At 67.4% G+C, this 20,323-nt stretch carries 19 protein-coding genes; 14 read left to right on the forward strand and 5 right to left on the reverse strand.

Features of this window, described 5'->3' with window-relative positions; genetic code table 11:
* The 14 genes from fliO to JYJ84_RS06205 all read left to right on the forward strand — a co-directional run.
* Positions 1-480 (forward strand): flagellar biosynthetic protein FliO (gene fliO, locus JYJ84_RS06140; RefSeq protein WP_205189134.1); only part of this gene is annotated, 480 nt, incomplete at its 5' end.
* Between the two features lie 36 nt (positions 481-516).
* On the forward strand, positions 517-1,278 hold the full coding sequence (gene fliP, locus JYJ84_RS06145) for a flagellar type III secretion system pore protein FliP (protein ID WP_046550042.1): 762 nt from the start codon (positions 517-519) through the stop codon (positions 1,276-1,278).
* A 19-nt stretch (positions 1,279-1,297) separates the two neighbouring features.
* Complete coding sequence (gene fliQ / locus JYJ84_RS06150; RefSeq protein WP_006491272.1) at positions 1,298-1,570, forward strand: flagellar biosynthesis protein FliQ; 273 nt, start codon at positions 1,298-1,300, stop codon at positions 1,568-1,570.
* A 23-nt stretch (positions 1,571-1,593) separates the two neighbouring features.
* Positions 1,594-2,376 carry a flagellar biosynthetic protein FliR gene (gene fliR / locus JYJ84_RS06155; protein WP_175222235.1) on the forward strand — a complete coding sequence of 261 codons (783 nt, stop codon included), beginning with the start codon at positions 1,594-1,596 and terminating at the stop codon, positions 2,374-2,376.
* Positions 2,377-2,542: 166 nt separating this feature from the next.
* Positions 2,543-3,547 (forward strand): ABC transporter substrate-binding protein, encoded by a 1,005-nt coding sequence (locus JYJ84_RS06160; RefSeq protein ID WP_122946571.1) that lies wholly within the window; start codon positions 2,543-2,545, stop codon positions 3,545-3,547.
* A 121-nt stretch (positions 3,548-3,668) separates the two neighbouring features.
* Positions 3,669-4,466 carry an ABC transporter ATP-binding protein gene (locus JYJ84_RS06165; RefSeq protein WP_122944023.1) on the forward strand — a complete coding sequence of 266 codons (798 nt, stop codon included), beginning with the start codon at positions 3,669-3,671 and terminating at the stop codon, positions 4,464-4,466.
* 37 nt (positions 4,467-4,503) lie between these two features.
* Positions 4,504-5,361, forward strand: a complete 858-nt coding sequence (locus tag JYJ84_RS06170; RefSeq protein WP_122944022.1) for an ABC transporter permease — start codon at positions 4,504-4,506, stop codon at positions 5,359-5,361.
* A gap of 88 nt (positions 5,362-5,449) precedes the next feature.
* The gene (locus JYJ84_RS06175; protein WP_175222303.1) at positions 5,450-6,817 is read left to right on the forward strand and encodes a sensor histidine kinase; all 1,368 of its coding nucleotides are present in this window, start codon (positions 5,450-5,452) and stop codon (positions 6,815-6,817) included.
* Between the two features lie 294 nt (positions 6,818-7,111).
* Entirely contained in the window at positions 7,112-7,789 is a 678-nt protein-coding gene (locus JYJ84_RS06180) for a response regulator (RefSeq protein ID WP_047851516.1), read from the forward strand.
* A 281-nt stretch (positions 7,790-8,070) separates the two neighbouring features.
* Entirely contained in the window at positions 8,071-9,201 is a 1,131-nt protein-coding gene (locus JYJ84_RS06185; protein ID WP_122944020.1) for a porin, read from the forward strand.
* A 337-nt stretch (positions 9,202-9,538) separates the two neighbouring features.
* Positions 9,539-11,557 (forward strand): site-specific DNA-methyltransferase, encoded by a 2,019-nt coding sequence (locus JYJ84_RS06190; protein WP_175222234.1) that lies wholly within the window; start codon positions 9,539-9,541, stop codon positions 11,555-11,557.
* Positions 11,557-14,568, forward strand: a complete 3,012-nt coding sequence (locus tag JYJ84_RS06195; protein WP_175222233.1) for a type III restriction-modification system endonuclease — start codon at positions 11,557-11,559, stop codon at positions 14,566-14,568. Before JYJ84_RS06190 ends, JYJ84_RS06195 begins: the two co-directional genes overlap by 1 nt.
* A gap of 225 nt (positions 14,569-14,793) precedes the next feature.
* On the forward strand, positions 14,794-15,951 hold the full coding sequence (locus tag JYJ84_RS06200) for a DUF4382 domain-containing protein (protein ID WP_122944017.1): 1,158 nt from the start codon (positions 14,794-14,796) through the stop codon (positions 15,949-15,951).
* A 72-nt stretch (positions 15,952-16,023) separates the two neighbouring features.
* Positions 16,024-16,185, forward strand: coding sequence for a hypothetical protein (locus JYJ84_RS06205; RefSeq protein WP_122944016.1), 162 nt, complete (start codon positions 16,024-16,026; stop codon positions 16,183-16,185).
* A gap of 87 nt (positions 16,186-16,272) precedes the next feature.
* Here the strand turns inward: JYJ84_RS06205 and JYJ84_RS06210 are convergent, their stop codons facing one another.
* The 5 genes from JYJ84_RS06210 to egtB form a co-directional block, all read right to left on the reverse strand.
* A complete protein-coding gene (locus JYJ84_RS06210; protein WP_122944015.1) occupies positions 16,273-16,623 on the reverse strand; it encodes a hypothetical protein in 351 nt (116 codons plus the stop codon).
* Positions 16,624-16,790: 167 nt separating this feature from the next.
* Positions 16,791-17,045 carry a hypothetical protein gene (locus tag JYJ84_RS06215; RefSeq protein WP_069746326.1) on the reverse strand — a complete coding sequence of 85 codons (255 nt, stop codon included), beginning with the start codon at positions 17,043-17,045 and terminating at the stop codon, positions 16,791-16,793.
* A 37-nt stretch (positions 17,046-17,082) separates the two neighbouring features.
* A complete protein-coding gene (locus JYJ84_RS06220) occupies positions 17,083-17,385 on the reverse strand; it encodes a hypothetical protein (protein ID WP_089449610.1) in 303 nt (100 codons plus the stop codon).
* 296 nt (positions 17,386-17,681) lie between these two features.
* A complete protein-coding gene (egtD, locus tag JYJ84_RS06225) occupies positions 17,682-18,695 on the reverse strand; it encodes an L-histidine N(alpha)-methyltransferase (protein WP_175222232.1) in 1,014 nt (337 codons plus the stop codon).
* Entirely contained in the window at positions 18,679-19,902 is a 1,224-nt protein-coding gene (gene egtB, locus JYJ84_RS06230; RefSeq protein ID WP_175222231.1) for an ergothioneine biosynthesis protein EgtB, read from the reverse strand. Before egtB ends, egtD begins: the two co-directional genes overlap by 17 nt.
* Positions 19,903-20,323: the final 421 nt, after the last annotated feature.

The raw sequence follows: 20,323 nt of genomic DNA on the forward strand, positions 1-20,323 counted from the left end.
GCGCCGGCCGGCGCTGCCGACATGAACGCGGTGAACAACGCCGGGTCGATCGCGTCGAGCGTGATGGTCGGCTCGGCCGCACCGTCGCTCGGCTTCGGCGCGGTGCTGCAGACGCTGGTCGGGCTCGCGGTCGTGATCGGTCTCGTGTTTGCGTGCGCATGGCTCGCGCGCCGCTTCGGCTTCCAGCATGCGCGCCGCGGCGGCCCGCTGAAGGTCGTGTCGAGCGTCGCGGTCGGCGCGAAGGAAAGCGCGACGATCGTCGAGATCGGCGACACCTGGCTCGTGCTCGGCGTCGCGCCGGGCAACGTGCAACTGCTGCATACGCTGCCGGCCGGTTCGGCAACGGCTACCGCGACAGTGGCGTCGGCGTCGACCGACGCGCCGTCCGATGGCGGCCTGCCCGGCACGTTCGGCTCGCGGTTTCGCGACGCGCTCGCGGGCGAAGCCGCGAAGCGCCTCGGTCGCGGCAAGGACCGCTGACATGGCGCCGCGCCCTCTTTCCGACCCCGCATTCCGATGAAACACGCCTTCCTGCATCGCGCGGCGCGCTTCGCGCCCGTGCTGATCCTCTGCCTCGCCCCCGCGCTCGCGTATGCGCAGGCGAACGGCCTGCCCGCGTTCAACGCGAGCCCGGGCCCGCACGGCGGCACCACCTATTCGCTGAGCGTGCAGACGATGCTGCTGCTCACGATGCTGTCGTTCCTGCCGGCGATGCTGCTGATGATGACGAGCTTCACGCGCATCATCATCGTGCTGTCGCTGCTGCGCCAGGCGCTCGGCACCGCAACGACGCCGCCGAACCAGGTGCTCGTCGGCCTCGCGATGTTCCTCACCTTCTTCGTGATGTCGCCGGTGCTCGACCGTGCGTACAACGACGGCTACAAGCCGTTCTCCGACGGCTCGATGCCGATGGAGCAGGCGGTGCAGCGCGGCGTCGCGCCGTTCAAGACCTTCATGCTGAAGCAGACCCGCGAGACCGATCTCGCGCTGTTCGCGAAGATCTCGAAGGCCGCGCCAATGCAGGGGCCTGAAGACGTGCCGCTGTCGCTGCTGGTGCCCGCGTTCGTCACGAGCGAGCTGAAGACCGGCTTCCAGATCGGCTTCACGGTGTTCATCCCGTTCCTGATCATCGACATGGTCGTCGCGAGCGTGCTGATGTCGATGGGGATGATGATGGTGTCGCCGTCCACCGTGTCGCTGCCGTTCAAGCTGATGCTGTTCGTGCTGGTCGACGGCTGGCAGCTGCTGATCGGCTCGCTCGCGCAGAGCTTTACGTAAGCGGCGGAGGAAACGCACGATGACGCCCGAACAAGTGATGACCCTGGCGCACCAGGCGATGATGGTCGGCCTGTTGCTGGCCGCCCCGCTGCTGCTGGTCGCGCTCGCGGTCGGCCTCGTCGTGAGCCTGTTCCAGGCCGCGACGCAGATCAACGAGGCGACGCTGTCGTTCATCCCGAAGCTGCTCGCGGTCGCCGCGACGCTCGTGATCGCCGGCCCGTGGATGCTGACGACGATGCTCGACTACCTGCGGCAGACGCTGCTGCACGTCGCGACGCTCGGCGTCGGCTGAGCCGCGCGCACCACCCGGCGGCGATGTTCTCGGTTACCTACGCGCAGCTCAACGGCTGGCTCACGGCGTTCCTGTGGCCGTTCGTGCGCATGCTCGCGCTCGTCGCGACCGCGCCCGTCGTCGGCCACGCGGCGGTGCCCATGCGCGTGAAGATCGGCCTCGCCGCGTTCATGGCGCTGGTCGTCGCGCCTACGCTCGGCGCGATGCCGGACGTCACCGTGTTCTCCGCGCAGGGCATCTGGATCGTCGTCACGCAGTTCCTGATCGGCGTCGCGATGGGCTTCACGATGCAGATCGTGTTCGCGGCCGTCGAGGCGGCCGGCGACTTCATCGGGCTGTCGATGGGGCTCGGCTTCGCCACCTTCTTCGATCCGCACACGAGCGGCGCGACGCCCGTGATGGGCCGCTTCCTGAATGCGGTCGCGATGCTCGCGTTCCTCGCGGTGGACGGCCACCTGCAGGTGTTCGCCGCGCTCACCGCATCGTTCCAGTCGCTGCCGGTGTCGGCCGACCTGCTGCACGCGCCCGGCTGGCGCACGCTCGCCGCATTCGGCACGACCGTGTTCGAGATGGGGCTGCTGCTCGCGCTGCCGGTGGTCGCGGCGCTCTTGATCGCGAACCTCGCGCTCGGCATCCTGAACCGCGCGGCGCCGCAGATCGGCGTGTTCCAGATCGGCTTTCCCGTCACGATGCTCGTCGGGCTGTTGCTCGTGCAACTGATGGTGCCGAACCTCGTGCCGTTCGTGGCGCACCTGTTCGACATGGGGCTCGATGCGATGGGCCGCATGCTGACCGGCTGGCGCTGAGCGCCTCCCGCCCCCGTTTCCCGCCTGTTCCGGCCCTCCGTTGCTGGAAAACCCCTAAAGGAATCGCCCGCCCGCGAAAGGTAGCGGAAGGTTTCGCCTCCCTATACTCGTCGTGACGATGCAGCAAGCATCGCGCCATACGAATACAACGAACGGAGACGACCCGATGCGACCCATCCTGCGCACCCTCGCCGTTGCAGCCAGCCTGAGCTGCGCGCTTGCCGCTCACCCCGCTTTCGCCGACGACGGCGGCAAGATCACGATCATGGTCGGCGGGATCGCGAAGCTCATCTACCTGCCCGCGCGGCTCACGCAGGAGCTCGGCTACTTCAAGGCCGAAGGGCTCGACGTCGAGCTGCTGTCGCAGCCGGCCGGCGTCGACGCGGAGAACGAGCTGCTCGCGGGCGCCGTGCAGGGCGTGGTCGGCTTCTACGACCACACGATCGACCTGCAGAGCAAAGGCAAGGACGTGAAGGCGATCGCCGTGTTCGGCCAGGTGCCGGGCGAAGTCGAGATGGTGTCGACCAAGGCCGCGCCGACCTTCAAGTCGATGGCCGACTCGAAGGGCAAGACGCTCGGCGTGACGGGCCTCGGCTCGTCGACGAGCTTCCTCACCCAATACCTCGCGCTGCAGCACGGCGTGCAGTCGACCCAGTACACGATGCTGCCGGTCGGCGCCGACGCGAGCTTCATCGCCGCAATCAAGCAGGGCCGCATCGACGCCGGGATGACGACCGAGCCGACCGTGTCCGCGCTCGAGAAGATGGGCGACGCGAAGGTGCTGGTCGACATGCGCACCGTCGACGGCACGCGCGCGGCGCTCGGCGGCACCTACCCGGCCGCAAGCCTGTACGTGCAGTCGGCCTGGGCCGATTCGCACAAGGCGCAGGCCACCAAGCTCGCGCATGCGTTCGCGAAGACGATGCAGTTCATCCATACGCACAGCGCCGACGAAATCGCCGCGAAGATGCCGGCCGACTACCAGAAGGACAAGGCGCTGTACGTGAGCGCGCTGAAGGCGTCGCTGCCGATGTACACGGCCGACGGCAAGATGCCGGCCGACGGCCCGGCCACCGTGCTGAAGGTGCTGTCGGCGTTCAACCCGTCGGTGAAGGGCAAGCATATCGACCTGGCGCGCACCTTCACGAACGATTTCGTGAACGCGAAGTAAGCGATATCGGTAGCGGCGCAGGCGGCGGCGATCCCGCCGCCGTGCGTTCCCCGTTCCGGCCCGGTTGACCGGCCCGGCGTCGCCACGATGCGACGCCCTCCTCACCCGCAGGACGAATGCGATGAACCAGGCAGTCTCCCCGAGCACACCGGCGATCGAGTTTCGCAACGTGTCGTGCCGCTTCATTTCGCCGGAAGGCAAGGCCACCGTCGCGCTGCGCGACTTCAGCATGAGCGTCGCGCGCGGCGAGTTCATCGCGATCGTCGGGCCGACCGGCTGCGGCAAGTCGACCACGCTGAACATGATCACCGGGCTGCTCAAGCCGGTGTCGGGCGAGGTGCGCGTGATGGGCCGCCCGGTCGACGGGATCGATCCGCGCATCGGCTTCGTGTTCCAGGCCGACGCCGTGTTCCCGTGGCGCAACGTGATCGACAACGTCGCGGCGGGCCCGCTGTTTCGCGGCCGCTCGAAGGACGTCGCGTACGCGCAGGCCGAGGAATGGATCCGCAAGGTCGGCCTCGACAAGTTCACGAAGCACTACCCGCACCAGCTTTCCGGCGGGATGAGAAAGCGCGTCGCGCTCGCGCAGACCTTCATCAACCAGCCGGAAATCCTGCTGATGGACGAGCCGTTCTCCGCGCTCGACATGCAGACGCGCACGCTGATGCAGGACGAGCTGCTGCAGCTCTGGTCCGCGAACAAGGGCTCGGTCGTGTTCGTCACGCACGATCTCGAGGAGGCGATCGCACTCGCCGACCGCGTGTTCGTGCTGACCGCGCGGCCTGCCACGCTCAAGCGCGTGTACGAGATCGACCTGCCGCGCCCGCGCGTCACGTCGGAGATCCGCTACGACGCGCGCTTCATCGAAATTTCCAAGGACATCTGGCACGACCTGCGCGAAGAAGTGCAGATCGGCTGACGCATACGCTCAAGGCAAGAACAGCAAGGACAGGAGCATGACCGACATGACGCTTCCCCCCACCGCCATTCCGGCGACGACGCTCGAGGACGACGAGCGCGCCGCGCAACGCCGGCTGCGCCGCCGGCGCAACCTGATCGTCACGCTGCGGATCGCCGTGCTGGTGATCGTGCTGGGCGGGTGGGAACTCGCCGCACGCCTCAAGTGGATCGATCCGTTCTTCTTCTCGATGCCGTCGCTGATCTTCGAGCAGATCCAGGACTGGTTCGTGAACGGCACGTCGCAGGGCCCGCTGCTCACGCAGGTGTGGGTCACGCTCGAGGAAACCGGCATCGGCTTCGTGATCGGCTCGGTCGCCGGCGTGATCTGCGGGATCGTGCTCGGCCGCAACAAGCTGATGGCCGACGTGTTCGGCCTGTACATCCAGATCGCGAACTCGATCCCGCGCGTCGTGCTCGGCTCGATCTTCGTGATCGCGCTGGGCCTCGGGATGGCGTCGAAGATCGCGCTGGCCGTCGTGATGGTGTTCTTCGTCGTGTTCGGCAACGCGTTCCAGGGCGTGCGCGAAGCCGACCGCTACCTGATCGCGAACGCGCAGATCCTCGGCGCGTCGCGCCGGCAGATCACCACGGCGGTCGTGATCCCGTCCGCGCTGAGCTGGATTCTCGCCAGCCTGCACGTGAGCTTCGGCTTCGCGCTGGTCGGTGCGGTCGTCGGCGAATTCCTGGGTTCCAAGCAGGGCATCGGTTTGCTAATCTCCACCGCCCAGGGCGCGTTCAACGCGAGCGGCGTGTTCGCGGCGATGATCGTGCTGGCGGTGGTCGCGCTGGCCGCCGACTACCTGCTGACGTGGCTCGAGAAGCGGCTGCTGAAGTGGCGCCCCGCGGCGTTCTGAACGCCGCAGACGGACGCCTGACATGACACCCCCGACCGCGCCGGCGCTCCCGGCGCGGTTCGGCATTTCGGAGAAGGAGCGCAACAGGATGGCGCACAGCCTGCGCGGACGGCTGCTGTGGTGGCTGCTGCTGCCGCTCGCGGTGTTCATGCTGATCGCCGGCGCGATGTCGTACGACACCGCGCGGACCACGGCCGCGCTCGTGCAGGACAGCGCGCTCGTCGCGTCCGCACGCACGATCGGCGAGGACGTCGAATGGCGCAACGGGCTGCCGGTCGCCGACGTGCCGCCGGCCGCGCTGGAGATCTTCGAATCGCCGTCGCGCGATTCGGTGTTCTACAAGGTGATCGACGGCCACGACCGCCTGCTCGCGGGTACGCCGGCGCTCGACGTGCCCGTGCGGCACGGCATCGAGCCGACGCTGTACGACACGTCGCTCGACGGCGTGCCGCTGCGCGCGGTGGCCTACGATCGCCAGCTGTACGACGAAGGGCACGTCGAGACGGTCACGGTGGTCGTCGCGAAGACGACGCGCTCGCACCGCGCGATGGTCGCGACGATCTGGCGGCCGCAACTCGTGCGCCTGTCGTTGATGCTGATGCTCGCGATGGGGCTCGTGTACCTCGGCCTCACGTTCGAGATGCGGCCGCTGATGAAGCTGAAGGACGACGTGGCCGACCGCGGGCCGATGGAGCTGGAGCCGATCCGCCCCGAGCGGCTGCAGCACGAACTCCGGCCGATCGTCGACGCGATCAACCAGTGCATCGCGCGGCTCAATACGCACACGGCCACGCAGCGCCGCTTCATCGCGGACGCCGCGCACCAGTTGCGCACGCCGATCGCGGTGCTCGACACGCAGATCCAGTACGCGCAGCGGCGCGGGCACGACGATCCCGAACTCGCATCGGTGCTCGACAGCATGCAGCGCAGCAGCCGCAAGATGGCTGACGTAACCGACAAGCTGCTGCTGCTCGCGCATGCGGAGGCGACGCCGTCGACGCTGCTGAACCATCGCGTCGATCTCGCGGCCGTGGTGTCGAGCGTGCTGGAGGAAACGATCGTGCTCGCGCAGCGGCGCAATATCGATCTCGGGGCCGATCTCGGCGAGCGGCTCGACGTCGCGGGCAGCGACAGCCTGCTGACCGCGCTGGTGATGAACCTCGTCGACAACGCGGTGCGCTACACGCAGCCGGGCGGCTGCGTGACGGTCTGCGCCCGCCGCGACGGCGACGCGATCGTGCTCGACGTGGTCGACAACGGCCCCGGCATCCCGGCGGAAGCGCGGCCGCACGTGTTCAAGCGGTTCTACCGCGTGTCGGCCGATACCGAGGGCTCGGGCCTCGGGCTGGCGATCGTCCGCGAGATCGCGCAGGCGCACGGCGGCAGCGCGTCGCTCGCGCCGGGGGCCGGCAATCGCGGTATCGTCGTGACTGTACGGCTGCCTGCGTACGATTAGGGGCTGTTTCCATATGGAACGCACATGCGAATGCCCGAAATCGCTCGTAGGGCAAGAAGTGAGGAGCGCCGTTTGGCCGAGCCAAACAAGCGACGAGCGACGCCGCCATACGGGCGATTTCGGGCATTCCCGTGGCATGAATTTTAAATTTGGGGTTGCCACGAGAACGGCCGCTCGCCGCGTTGCGCTCCTTGCGAATACGTCAGTATTCGCGGCGTCACGCGCCTCGCGAGCGGCCGTTCTCGTGGCAACGCATGCGCGTTCCATATGGAAACAGCCCCTAGAGATGTCGTCATGAAACTCCTGCTGGTCGAAGACAACGCCGAACTCGCGCACTGGATCGTGAACCTGCTGCGCGGCGAGGATTTCGCAGTTGATTCCGTCGGTGACGGCGAACGCGCCGATACGGTGCTGAAGACCGAACGCTACGACGCGGTGCTGCTCGACATGCGCCTGCCCGGCATCAGCGGCAAGGAGGTGCTCGCGCGGCTGCGGCGCCGCAACGACAACGTGCCGGTGCTGATGCTGACCGCGCACGGCTCGGTCGACGACAAGGTCGACTGCTTCGGCGCGGGCGCCGACGATTACGTCGTGAAGCCGTTCGAATCGCGCGAGCTGGTCGCGCGGATTCGCGCACTGATCCGCCGGCAGGCCGGCGTCGGAACCACGCAGCTCGTGTGCGGCGATCTCGTCTATGCGTTCGGCACCCGCGAATTCCGCTGCGGCGAAACGGTGCTCGCGCTGCGTCGCCGCGAGCACGCGATCCTCGAAACGCTGATGCTGCAGCAGAACAAGACGGTGTCGAAAGCGCGGCTGATGGACAGCGTGTTCGCGCTCGACGACGAGCCGAGCGCCGACGCGATCGACATCTACATCCACCGGCTGCGCAAGCATCTCGCGGGCAGTACGGCCGAAATCATCACGCTGCGCGGGCTCGGTTACATCCTGCGCATGAAGAGCGCGCAGGACTGACGGGTTCCTTTGCGAGCCCTGAATATCGATTCGTAGCACGAAACGTCATCGACGCATGCCGGCGCCCCCGGCTTGCCTGCTTCCGCACGCCTGCCCGATCCGTGATTATTGCGCGTTCGGTGTTTTCACCGATCCGATTCTTGCGTCCGGGAAAGCGTCGTGAAGGATTGCACCCACTACGATGCTACGCGTCGGCCCTCTCGCTGTGGCCGGCAAGAGTCGGCATACATTACGTACTGCCAACGACCAGATTTCAATGCGGCAGCTCGGAGGAGACGATCTTGAAACGAAAAACCCTTGCCCTTTCCATCGCGGCGGCTGGCCTGTGCGCCGGCACCCAGGCGCATGCACAGTCGAGCGTGCAGCTCTACGGCCTGATGGACCTGAGCTTTCCGACCTACCGGACCCACGCCGACGCGAACGGCAATCACGTGATCGGGATGGGCAACGAAGGCGAGCCGTGGTTCAGCGGCAGCCGCTGGGGCCTGCGCGGCGCCGAGGACATCGGCGGCGGCACGAAGGTCATCTTCCGCCTCGAAAGCGAATTCGTGGTTGCCAACGGCCAGATGGAAGACAGCGGCCAGATCTTCGACCGCGACGCGTGGGTCGGCATCGAGGACGAGCGCTTCGGCAAGCTGACGGCCGGCTTCCAGAACACGATCGCGCGCGACGCGGCGGCGATCTACGGCGACCCGTACGGCTCCGCGAAGCTGTCGACCGAGGAAGGTGGCTGGACCAACTCGAACAACTTCAAGCAGATGATCTTCTACGCGGCCGGCCCGACCGGCACGCGCTACAACAACGGCATCGCGTGGAAGAAGCTGTTCAGCAACGGCCTCTTCGCGAGCGCCGGCTACCAGTTCAGCAACTCGACCGCGTTCGCGACCGGCTCCGCGTACCAGGTCGCGCTCGGCTACAACGGCGGGCCGTTCAACGTGTCGGGCTTCTACAACCACGTGAACAACGGCGGCTTCACGAACCAGACGTTCTCGGTCGGCGGCAACTACACGTTCAGCATCGTGCGCCTGAATGCCGGCTACTTCCGCTACAACGGCGACCAGGGCTCGCTCGGCCAGCGCCACGACGATTCGTGGACGGTGTCGGTGAAGGTGGCGCCGCCCGGTGCGCTCGACTACGAGCTCGGCTACCAGCAGATGCGCGTCAAGAACGCCGCGAACAATGCCGACGGCTTCACGCCGAATGCGAACCTCGGCGCATTCAGCCTGACCAACGGCGTCGCCAACGGCTTCAAGGAGACGATCTACGGGTCGGTGTTCTATCACCTGAGCAAGCGCACCGAGGTCTACCTGGCCGGCGACTACATGAAGCTGCACGGCGGCTACACGGTGTCGTCGACGTTCGGCGCGAAGAACCAGCTCGAACTGACGTCGGGCATCCGCACGCGTTTCTGACCTGAAACGGGGCCCGACGGGCCCCGCCTCACCCTCCGTCCGGGATTCTCCATGCGGGCACGCTGGCGCTTGGCGCCGACCGTGCCCTTTTTTTCGTCCTTTCCGGCGTGCCTCCGGGGGCTCCCGTCAGGCGCCCGCCGGCCGGCCATGCGACAACCGGCCCGAAACCGCTTGCGGCCCGTCCGGCGGGCGATCGCGGCCGATACCCGCACGATCGGCCCACATCGGCGCTTGACCTCGGCCGGTCGACTCGATAGCGTTTCGGGTTTGCCCGGGCGGCCATTGCCGCCGGTGCCGCGAGCGCGCCCGACGTCCTGGCGCGCGCGGCCGGGCTCCGATGGAAAAGACGATGCAGAAACTCGATGCGGCCAGCCCGCAGGCGATGTCGACGGATTTCACCGCCGACAACGTCGCGCGCCTGAAGGCGCTGTTCCCCGAACTCGTGACCGAAGGCCCCGGCGGCGCGTCGGTCGACGTCGACGTGCTGAAGGCGCTGGTCGGCGAACGCACGGTCGGCGACGCCGACGAGCGCTACGGCTTCCACTGGCATGGCAAGCGCAGCGCGCGCCAGGCCGCGCTCACGCCGTCGACGGGCACGCTGCGGCCCTGCCCCGACGACAGCGTCGCGTGGGACGACACGCGCCATCTCGTGATCGAGGGCGACAACCTCGACGTGATGAAGCTGCTGCACAAGAGTTACGCAGGCAAGGTGAAGCTCGTCTACATCGACCCGCCGTACAACACCGGCAGCGATTTCGTCTATCCGGACGACTTCAGCGACAGCATCCGCCACTACCTCGCGATGACCGGGCAGACCCAGGGCGGCGTGAAGCGCAGCACCAACACCGAGGCGAACGGACGGTTCCACACCGACTGGCTGAACATGATGTATCCGCGCCTGAAGCTCGCGCACGCGCTGCTGTCCGACGAAGGGCTGATCGCCGTGCACATCGACGAGCATGAAGTGCACGCGCTGGTACTGATGCTGCGCGAGATCTTCGGCGAGGAGAACGAGCTCGGCGTCGCCGTATGGGACAAGCGCAATCCGAAGGGCGACGCGCGCGGCGTCGCGTACCAGCACGAATCGCTGGTGCTGTTCGCGCGCAACGCGGAGACGCTGCTCGAACAGGCGCCGCTCAAGCGCCCGAAGCGCAACGCGCAGCGCATGCTCGACGCCGCGCACGACGCCGTGTACCGCAGCGGCAACGCGAAGGACGCGCAGAAGGCGTACCGCGCGTGGATGAAGGCGCAGACCAACCTGTCCGGCGGCGAAGTGATGTACGACCGGCTGTCGGAAGAAGGCCGCGTGTACCGCCTCGTGTCGATGGCCTGGCCGAACAAGAAGAAGGCGCCGGAAGAGTATTTCACGCCACTGATCCACCCGGTCACCGGCAAGCCGTGCGCGATGCCGGCGCGCGGCTGGCGCAACCCGCCCGCGACGATGCAGGCGCTGATCGAGCGCGGCCAGATCGAATTCGGCGCGGATGAAAGCACGCAGCCGCAGCGGATCTACTACCTCGACGAGAACATGTACGAGAACGTGCCGTCGGTGCTGCCGTTCGCCGGCTCCGACGACGCGCTGCTGAAGACGCTCGGGATCCCGTTCGACCTGCCGAAGCCGGTCGATTTCGCGGCGGCCGTGATCGGCTGGTGCACGCGCGGCGACGACATCGTGCTCGACTGCTTCGCCGGCTCCGGCTCGACCGGCCACGCGGTGATGCAGGTGAACGCGACCGACGGCGGCGCGCGCCGCTACGTGCTCGTGCAGTTGCCCGAAGCGCTCGACCGCCGCGACAAGACGCAGCTGGCGGCCGCCGATTTCTGCGCGAAGCTGAAGAAGCCGCTGACGCTCGCCGAAGTCACGAAGGAACGCCTGCGCCGCGCCGCGCAGCAGGTTGCGCGCGATTACCCGGAAAGCTATGGCGATCTCGGCTTCCGCGTGTACCGGCTCGACACGACCAACGTGATCGAGTGGGACCCGCGCCGCGACGACTTCGACCACGCGCTCTTCGCATCCGTCGAGCACGTGAAGACCGGCCGCAGCGAGGACGACCTGCTCGCCGAGCTGACGCTGAAGCTCGGCCTCGACCTGTGCACGCCGGTCGAGCATCACCAGGTGGCCGGCAAGACCGTGCACCTGATCGGCCGCTCGATCGTCGCGTGCTTCGATGCGCGCATCACGCGCGACGACGCGGGCCCGCTGGCCGACGGCATCGTCGACCTGCTCGATGCGACCGGTACGACGCACGACGTCACGTGCCTGTTCCGCGACAGCGGCTTCGTCGACGATGTCGCGAAGCTCAATCTCGCCGCGCTGCTCGAACAGCACGGCGTGAAGCGCGTGCGGAGCCTGTGATGCGGCTGCATTTCGAAGCGGATCTCGACTACCAGCGCGAGGCGATCGACGCCGTCTGCGACCTGTTTCGCGGCCAGGAATCGTATCGCGGCGACTTCAGCGTGCTCGCGAACGCCGCGCCCGGCACCACGGCCGCCGCGCAAGGCTCGCTCGGCTTCGCGGTGTCGGAACAGGGTGTCGGCAACCGGCTGTCGCTGACCGACGACGCGCTCGCGCGCAATCTCGCCGACGTGCAGCTGCGCGGCGGGCTGCCGCCGTCCGGCCTGCCCGGCTCGCGCGACTTCACCGTCGAGATGGAAACCGGCACCGGCAAGACCTACGTGTACCTGCGCACGATCTTCGAGCTGAACCGCCGTTACGGCTTCACGAAGTTCGTGATCGTCGTGCCGTCGATCGCGATCAAGGAAGGCGTGCACAAGACGCTCTCGATCACCGAGGATCACTTCCGCGCGCTGTACGCGGGCGTGCCGTACGACTACTTCCTGTACGACTCCGCGAAGCTCGGCCAGGTGCGCCACTTCGCGGCGAGCGCGGCAATCCAGGTCATGGTGATGACGGTGGCCGCGATCAACAAGAAGGAAATCAACAACCTCTACAAGGACAGCGAGAAGACCGGCGGCGAGAAGCCGATCGACCTGATCCGCGCGACGCGGCCGATCGTGATCGTCGACGAGCCGCAAAGCGTCGACGGCGGGCTCGAAGGCCGTGGCCGCGAAGCGCTCGCCGCGATGGCGCCGCTCTGCACGCTGCGCTATTCGGCCACGCACGTCGACCGCCACCACATGGTGTACCGGCTCGACGCGGTCGACGCGTACGAGCGCAAGCTCGTCAAGCAGATCGAGATCGCGTCGGCGATCGTCGAGGATGCGCACAACAAGCCGTACGTGCGGCTCGTGGGCGTGTCGAACCGGCGCGGCGCGATCAGCGCGCGCGTCGAGCTCGACGTCGCGACGACGGCCGGCGTGAAGCGCCAGATCGTGACGGCCACCGACGGCGACGATCTCGAACGCCTGACCAAGCGCGCGCTGTACGCGGGCCTGCGGATCGGCGAAGTCCATGCGGTGAAGGGTGCCGAATACGTCGAGCTGCGCCATCCGGAAGGCGAGGCGTTCCTGTCGCTCGGCGAGGCGTTCGGCGACATCGACACGCTCGCCGTGCAGCGCGAGATGATCCGCCGCACGATCCGCGAGCATCTGGACAAGGAGCTGCGCCTGGCCGAACGCGGCGTGAAGGTGCTGTCGCTGTTCTTCGTCGATTCGGTCGAGCGCTATCGCCGCTACGACGAGAACGGGATGCCCGCGAAGGGCGACTACGCGCTGATCTTCGAAGAGGAATATGCGCGTGCGGCGCGCGTGCCGGCCTACCGCGCGCTGTTCGACGGCGTCGACGTCGCGCTCGAAGTCGGGCGCGCACACAACGGCTACTTCTCGATCGACCGCAAGGGCGGCTGGACCGACACCAGCGAAAGCAGCGCCGCGGCCCGCGAGAACGCGGAACGCGCGTACGGCCTCATCATGCGCGAGAAGGAAGCGCTGCTGTCGTTCGACACGCCGCTGAAGTTCATCTTCTCGCACTCGGCGCTGAAGGAAGGCTGGGACAACCCGAACGTGTTCCAGATCTGCACGCTGCGCGACATCCAGACCGAACGCGAGCGCCGCCAGACGCTCGGCCGCGGGCTGCGTCTCGCCGTCGACCAGGACGGCGAACGCGTGCGCGATGCGGGCGTGAACACGCTCACCGTGATCGCGACCGAGCGCTACGAATCGTTCGCGGAGAACCTGCAGAAGGAAATCGAAGCCGATACGGGCATCCGCTTCGGGATCGTCGAGGAACACCAGTTCGCGGCGCTGCCCGTGCAGGAAGGCGACGGGCCCGCGCATGCGCTCGGCGTCGAACTGTCGCGCGTGCTGTGGAACCACCTGCACGAGCAAGGCTACGTCGACGCGCAGGGCAAGGTGCTCGACCGGCTGAAGGACGCGCTGCGCCAGAGCGCGCTGGTGCTGCCCGATGCGTTCGAGATGCTGCGCGCACCGATCGTCGCGACCCTGCGCAAGCTGTCGGGCCGCTTTGCCGTGCGCAACGCGGACGAGCGTCGCGCGATCGCGCTGCGGCGCGATGCGTCGGGCAAGGCCGTCGTGTTCGGCGAAGAGTTCCGCGCGCTGTGGGACCGCATTCGTCATCGCACCGTGTACCGCGTCGAGTTCGACAACGCGAAACTCGTGCGCGACTGCGCGGCCGCGCTGCACGACGCGCCGGACATCGCGCGCGCACGGCTGCAGTGGCGCAAGGCCGAGATCGACATCGGCAAGGCCGGCATCGAGGCGATCGAAGTGGCCGGCGCCGGCACGGTGCTGCTCGACGAGGGCGAGCTGCCGCTGCCCGACCTGCTCACCGAACTGCAGGACCGCACGCAGCTCACGCGCCGTTCGCTGGCGACGATCCTGGCCGACAGCGGCCGGCTCGACGATTTCCGCGTGAATCCGCAGCAGTTCATCGCGGTCGCGGCCGATGCGATCAACCGCTGCAAGCGCCACGCGCTCGTCGCGGGCATCGCGTACCGCAAGCTCGGCGAGCGCCATGTGCATGCGCTCGAATCGTTCGAGAACGAGGCGCTGACCGGCTACCTGCGCAACCTGCGGCCCGATGCGCAAAAGTCGATCCACGAGGCAGTCGTGTGCGAGACGGACGCGGAGCGTGCGTTTGCCGATGCACTCGAGGCACACGACGGCGTGAAGCTGTACGCGAAGCTGCCCGCGTGGTTCCGCGTGCAGACGCCGCTCGGCAGCTATCACCCGGACTGGGCCGTGCTCGCGGAACAGGACGGTGGCGAACGGCTGTACTTCGTCGTCGATACGCCGAATGCGGACGGCAACGTGCCGAGCGAGCACGAGCGTGCGAAGCTCGCGTGCGGTGAGGCGCATTTCCGGGCGCTGGTGGATGGCGACGGTGCGCAGTTCATGCGTACGCGCCAGGTCGACGCGCTGTTCGAGCGCGCGGACGCGACTCGCTGATCCGCTGACCGGCGGACGGCCACGCGCCGTTCCGCCCGGCCATGTTCGCGGCGCACACCGTCCCTCGTGTGCGCCGCGCCCTTCTTTCATTTCCCGTACTTCGGGACGATGCCTGTCTCGGCCGGACGCGACGCGTTACGGTTCGTTGCAAATTCCACATACTGGGCCGAGCGGCCGACACTATGCTCCGGGCACCCACATAAGAAATTCGAAGGAGGGGTCTCCATGAATCCGCTGTTCAAGGCATTCGCCTGTGTGTCCGTTGCTTCGCTCGTCCTCGCCGGTTGCGGCGGCGGCGACGGTGGTTCCAGCCCGCAAACCGGCACACTGCACGTCGCGATGACCGACGCGCCGTCGTGCGGCTTCGATCATGTCTTCGTCACCGTGTCGCAGGTTCGCGTGAACGCCAGTTCGAACGCCGGCGACAACGACGCGGGCTGGTCCACGATCACGCTCGCGACGCCGCAGAAGATCGACCTGCTGTCGCTGACCAACGGCGCGCTCGCCGATCTCGGCCAGACCGCGCTGCCGGCCGGCCAGTACCAGCAGGTCCGCCTCGTGCTCGCGCAGAACCAGGGCAACACGCTCGCGAATTCGGTCGTGCCGACCGGCGGCGCCGAGCAGGCGCTCGCGACGCCGAGCGCGACGCAAAGCGGCTACAAGATCATCACGCCGTTCACGGTCCAGCCGAACACGCTCGTCGATCTCGTGCTCGACTTCAACGCGTGCAAGTCGGTCGTGCAGCGCGGCAACGGCACCTATGCGCTGAAGCCCGTCGTCACGGCCACGCCGACCGTCGTCAGCGGCGAGATCTCCGGCTATGTCGCGCCGACGCAGGCCGGCGCAACCGTCTACGCCGAACAGGGCGGCCACGTCGTGCGCGGCACGATCGCCGACGGCTCCGGCAAGTTCGTGCTGTCGCCGCTGATCCAGAGCTCGACGCAGGGCAACTACGACGTCGTGATCGTGCAGAACAACGTCGCATCGGGGATCGTGCGCTCGGTGCCGGTGGTCGTGAACGCCGACACGGCCGTGTCGACGTCGGGTACGCCGATCGCACTGCCCGCGTCGACGATGAATACGGTCGGCGGGACGGTCACGGCAAGCGCGAACGCAACGGTGCGCGCGCTGCAGATGATCGACGCGAACCCGTACGAGATCTCCTCGGTCAATGCGAACCTCGATACGGGCGCGTATGCGCTGTCGCTGCCGGCCGCCGCGCCGGTCGTCGGCACCTGGTCGGGCTCGCTGCCGGTCGCGATGGCGGCCGTGCCAACCGCCGCCGGGCAGTACACGATCGAGGCAGATGCCGCATCGGGCGCGACGCAGTCGACGAACGTCAACGCGACGACGAACCCGGCCAACGTCAATTTCAGCTTCTGACGCGCATCGTGCGCAGGGTGTCGGTCTGACCGGAAAGGGCTGTACGGCCCTTTCCCTTATCGGGAGAACCAAGTGAAAAAAAGAATGATGACGCTGCTGACGGCGGCGGGCGTATTGGGGATGCTGGGTGGATGTGCGGTCTACGTGCCGGGTGAGCCGGTCATGGTCGCGCCGCAGGGCGGCCCTGGCAACGGTTTCTGTCCGCCCGGGCAGGCGAAGAAAGGCAACTGCTGAGCGCGATCGCGCCGTTGGATGGTCGAAGGGCTGGGCTCCCGTATCGCACGGGGCCCAGCCCTTTTTCATCGGCGAGCGACGCGGGCGTTACTGCTTGCGCGTGTGCATCGCGTGATGCGTGTGCGTGCTGCGATGGGCGGTGTGCGCATGCATGTGGCCGGGCTGCAGGCCGGCGCGATCGGCGATCGTGTCGGAGCGGTCAGCCGCGCGCGCGAGACCCTTGTCGCGATCGCCCGACTTGAAGCCGTTCGAACTGGACATCGCCTCGCCGCTCATGTGGCCGCCGGACATGCCGCCCGCATTGCCGCCGGCGCCACCCGCACCGTGACCGCCACCGCCGCCACCGCCGCCGTTACCGCCGGCTGCCGCGTAGGCCGAAGCCGCGCCGAACGCGAGGAGTGCCGTCACGAGGACGGACAGATAACGTCGTTGTTTCATCTTGAACTCCGAGTCGTGTGAATGATCCGGATTGTAGAAAGGTGCCGACCGGCCAACGCGCGACGTTGTAAATAATCGTAACAATGCGCAGTTTTTGCATTGTTCGGATCAATGCGTAGGCCGAAAGCACTCAGGACAGCGGCCGCCGGCCGCCGCCCTGCTGCTCCTTACTGCGCCGGTTGCATGCCCTGCGCGGCGGCCTTGTGCTGCGCAGCCTGTTCTTCCGCATGCTTCTTCGCCATGTGGTGGCCGACGATACAGCCGCCGACCGCACCGACGACCGCGTGGTGCCCCGCATAGTGGCCGGCCACCCCGCCCACCACCGCGCCCTTCATGCAGCCCGCCGCGTGCGCGCTGCCGATGGTGGCAAGCGCAACGATGGCGGCGGTGGCGCACAGCCTGATGTGTCGAATGGGCATCATGTTTTGATTCTCCTCTTGTTGTGTTCAGTCGAACCGCTTAATCCCAGCGGCCGCCGCGCCAACCGCCGCGATCGTGCCATTCGTGCTCGCGCCATTCACGGCGGCGCCACTCGTGTTCGCGCCATTCGCGCTGACGCCAGCCATCGCCGCGCCAGCCGTCATCGCGATAGCCGACCGGTGCGTACATGACGGGCGGAGGCGGCGCCACGTACACGGGCGCCGGCGCCGCATAGGCGGGTACGCCGATGCCGACCGACAGGTCGACGTGAGCCGATGCGACGCCCGAGGCTGCCAGCGCCGCTACACCGAGAACTGCACCGAGAATGAGTTTCTTGTTCATCTCGCGACTCCCTGCACGTGTCGTGCGTCATGTGAATACGGTTCGGAGTCTAGGCACCGGACACAGACACAGGTGAAACGGGTATGCGAGACAGGTAACGGACGTTTACGGAGGCCCGTAAATCCTTGCCGGACAAGGAAGACGCGGCATTCTACGCACCGTTGCAGCGGTGCATCAGGCCGGTAAAAGAGGGATTTTCGGCACGGAGCCGCACGATCGATATGCGGCGGCGCGCGCTCGAATGCGCCGAAAGCGAACCGCTCGCACCATCCGCGAGCGGTTCGCCAGCGTGGGCATCACGCGCGGATATCGTCGACGCTGCGCAGCCAGTGCACGCTGAACAGGTTGTCCGCGTCGGTCCACACGGTATCGGGCTCGAATCCTGCGCGACGCGCGATCGCATGGAAGCCGTCGATCGTGAACTTGTGCGAATTCTCCGTGTGGATGCGCTCGCCGGCGTCGAAGCGGAACGCGTGGCCGCGCACGTGCACCGTCTGCGCGATGTCGCTGACGAGATGCATCTCGATGCGCTGCCGCGTGCTGTCGTAGAACGCGCAATGCGAGAACGCGTCGACGTCGAAATCCGCGCCGAGCTCGGCGTTCGCACGCACGAGCAGGTTCAGGTTGAACTGCGCAGTCACGCCCTGCGCATCGTTGTACGCGTCGTGCAGCGTGCGCGCGTCCTTCACGAGATCCGCGCCGACCAGCAAGCCGCCGCCACGCAGCAGCCGCGCCGCATCGCGCAGGAACGCATCGGCTTCTTCCGGCGAGAAGTTGCCGATCGTCGAGCCGGGAAAGAAGCCGATGCGCCGCGCCGGTGTCGCGGTCAGCTCGGCCAGTTGCTCGGCCTTCGTGTAGTCGGCCGCGATCGGCGCGACGTCGAGCCACGGATACGCGGCACGCAGCCGCGCGGCAGCGTCGTGCAGATAGTCGGCCGAGATATCGACCGGCACGTAGCGCGCCGGCGCGTTCGCATAGTTGCCCGCGAACGCGTCGAGCAGCACGCGGATCTTCTCGAGCGAGCCCGCACCGAATTCGACAAGTTCCGCATGCGGGCCGACGCGCCGCACGATCTCGACCGCCCGGTCGCGCAGGATGCCGAGCTCGGTGCGGGTCGGGTAATACTCGGGCAGTTCGCAGATGCGATCGAACAGCGCGGAGCCGGCCGCATCGTAGAAGTATTTCGGCGGAATGCTGCGCGGCGTGCGCGACAGCCCGTCGATCAGGTCGCGCTCGAACGCGCTCGGCCGCGAATCGCGGGCGGGTTGCTGGCCACCGCTCGTGGCCGTCCGGTCAGACGTCTCGCGCAAGTCGCACTCCCGTGAATTGCCAGCGCGCGGCCGGCGGAAAGAAATTGCGGTACGTCGGCCGTTCGTGCCCGGGCGGCGTCGCGATGCTGCTGCCGCGCAGGACCTGCTGGCCGACCATGAACTTGCCGTTGTATTCGGCCGCGACGCCTGCGAGCGGCCGAAAGCCCGGATACGGCTCGTAGGACGAGCGCGTCCATTGCCACACGTGCCCGAGCATCTGCCGGATGCCTTCGGCGGGGAACGCCGCTTCCCATTCGAATTCGGTCGGCAGCCGCGCGCCGGCCCATTCCGCATACGCGGCCGCTTCGTAGAAGCTCACGTGGCACACCGGCGCGTCGGGCGCGAGCGGTTCGACGCCGTGCAGGCCGAACGTGCGCCGCACACGCGTGGCGGCCGCATCGTCGTCGTCGGGCATCCAGTACGCGGGCCCTTGCCACCCTTCCCGCTGCACCGTGGCCCAGCCGTCGGACAGCCAGAACTCGGGACGTGTGTAGCCGCCGTCGGCGACGAACGCCGCGAATTCCGCGTTCGTCACGAGGCGGTTCGCGATCTCGTACGGCCGCACGAGCGCCGTATGGCGCGGCCGCTCGTTGTCGAACGAGAACGCATCGCCGTCATGGCCGATCTCGACGAGCCCGCCCGGCTGGTGCAGCCAGTGCTGCGCGCCGGCGTCGCCCGCGGCCATCGCGCCCGCGTCCGTGCCGTTGCGCGGCCGGAACGCCGGCTTCAGCGGGTTGCACGAGAACGCGTGCAGCATGTCGGTGACGATCAGCTCCTGGTGTTGCTGCTCGTGATGCAGGCCGAGCACGATCTCGGGCGCGATCGTCTCGAGCAGCGCCGCATCGGCATCGGCCAGCGCGCGCAGCATCGCGTCGTCGACGTACTGCCGGTACGCATGCACTTCGTCGAGCGACGGACGCGTGAGCAAGCCGCGTTGCGGCCTTGGATGACGCGGGCCGAGCGCTTCGTAATAGGAATTGAAGAGAAACTGGAAGGCGGCGTCGAACGGCGCGTAGCCGGGCACGCGGCGCATCAGCACGACGGTTTCGAAGAACCAGGTCGTATGCGCGAGGTGCCATTTCGTCGGACTCGCGTCGGGCATCGACTGCACGGCCTGGTCTTCGGCGGACAGCGTCGCGGTCAATGCGACGCTATGCGCACGCACGTCCTGGTAACGGCGCTGAAGCTGTGATGCAAGGAGGCTCATCGGTTTACCGTCCACGTCGCGATTCGCTGCGTTGCGTTGCCGGAAAAGGGAAAGCCTTGCGCATGATGCGCGCGGCTGACGTGCGACCTGCTGCTGCGTCGTCGGGCAGCCGGCGCGCGCGCCGGGCCGCGAATGCGGCGTCACTTCATCTGCCCGTGCAGAACAGTATGGTCCAGAAATGTGAATGCTGCGAATCGGGATGCCGATGAAACGCGCTCGAAAGAAAAATGAAAGTGTTGGCCATGCGCGTGTCGGATGCATGACATACCGGCGATGCTTGCCGGTTCTGGCGTGAAGGCCATGCGCGACGCGCCTGCCGGCGCTTGTGGGCTACTGACGCCCCATGACATCCGCGCAGCGATCGTGAGTGAACGCGTCGTGTCGCACGGCTTTGTCTGACGAACGCGGCCATGCGCTGCCA

It is taken from the genome of Burkholderia sp. LMG 13014 (assembly GCF_905232215.1).
In the GTDB taxonomy this organism is placed as follows: Bacteria; Pseudomonadota; Gammaproteobacteria; order Burkholderiales; family Burkholderiaceae; genus Burkholderia.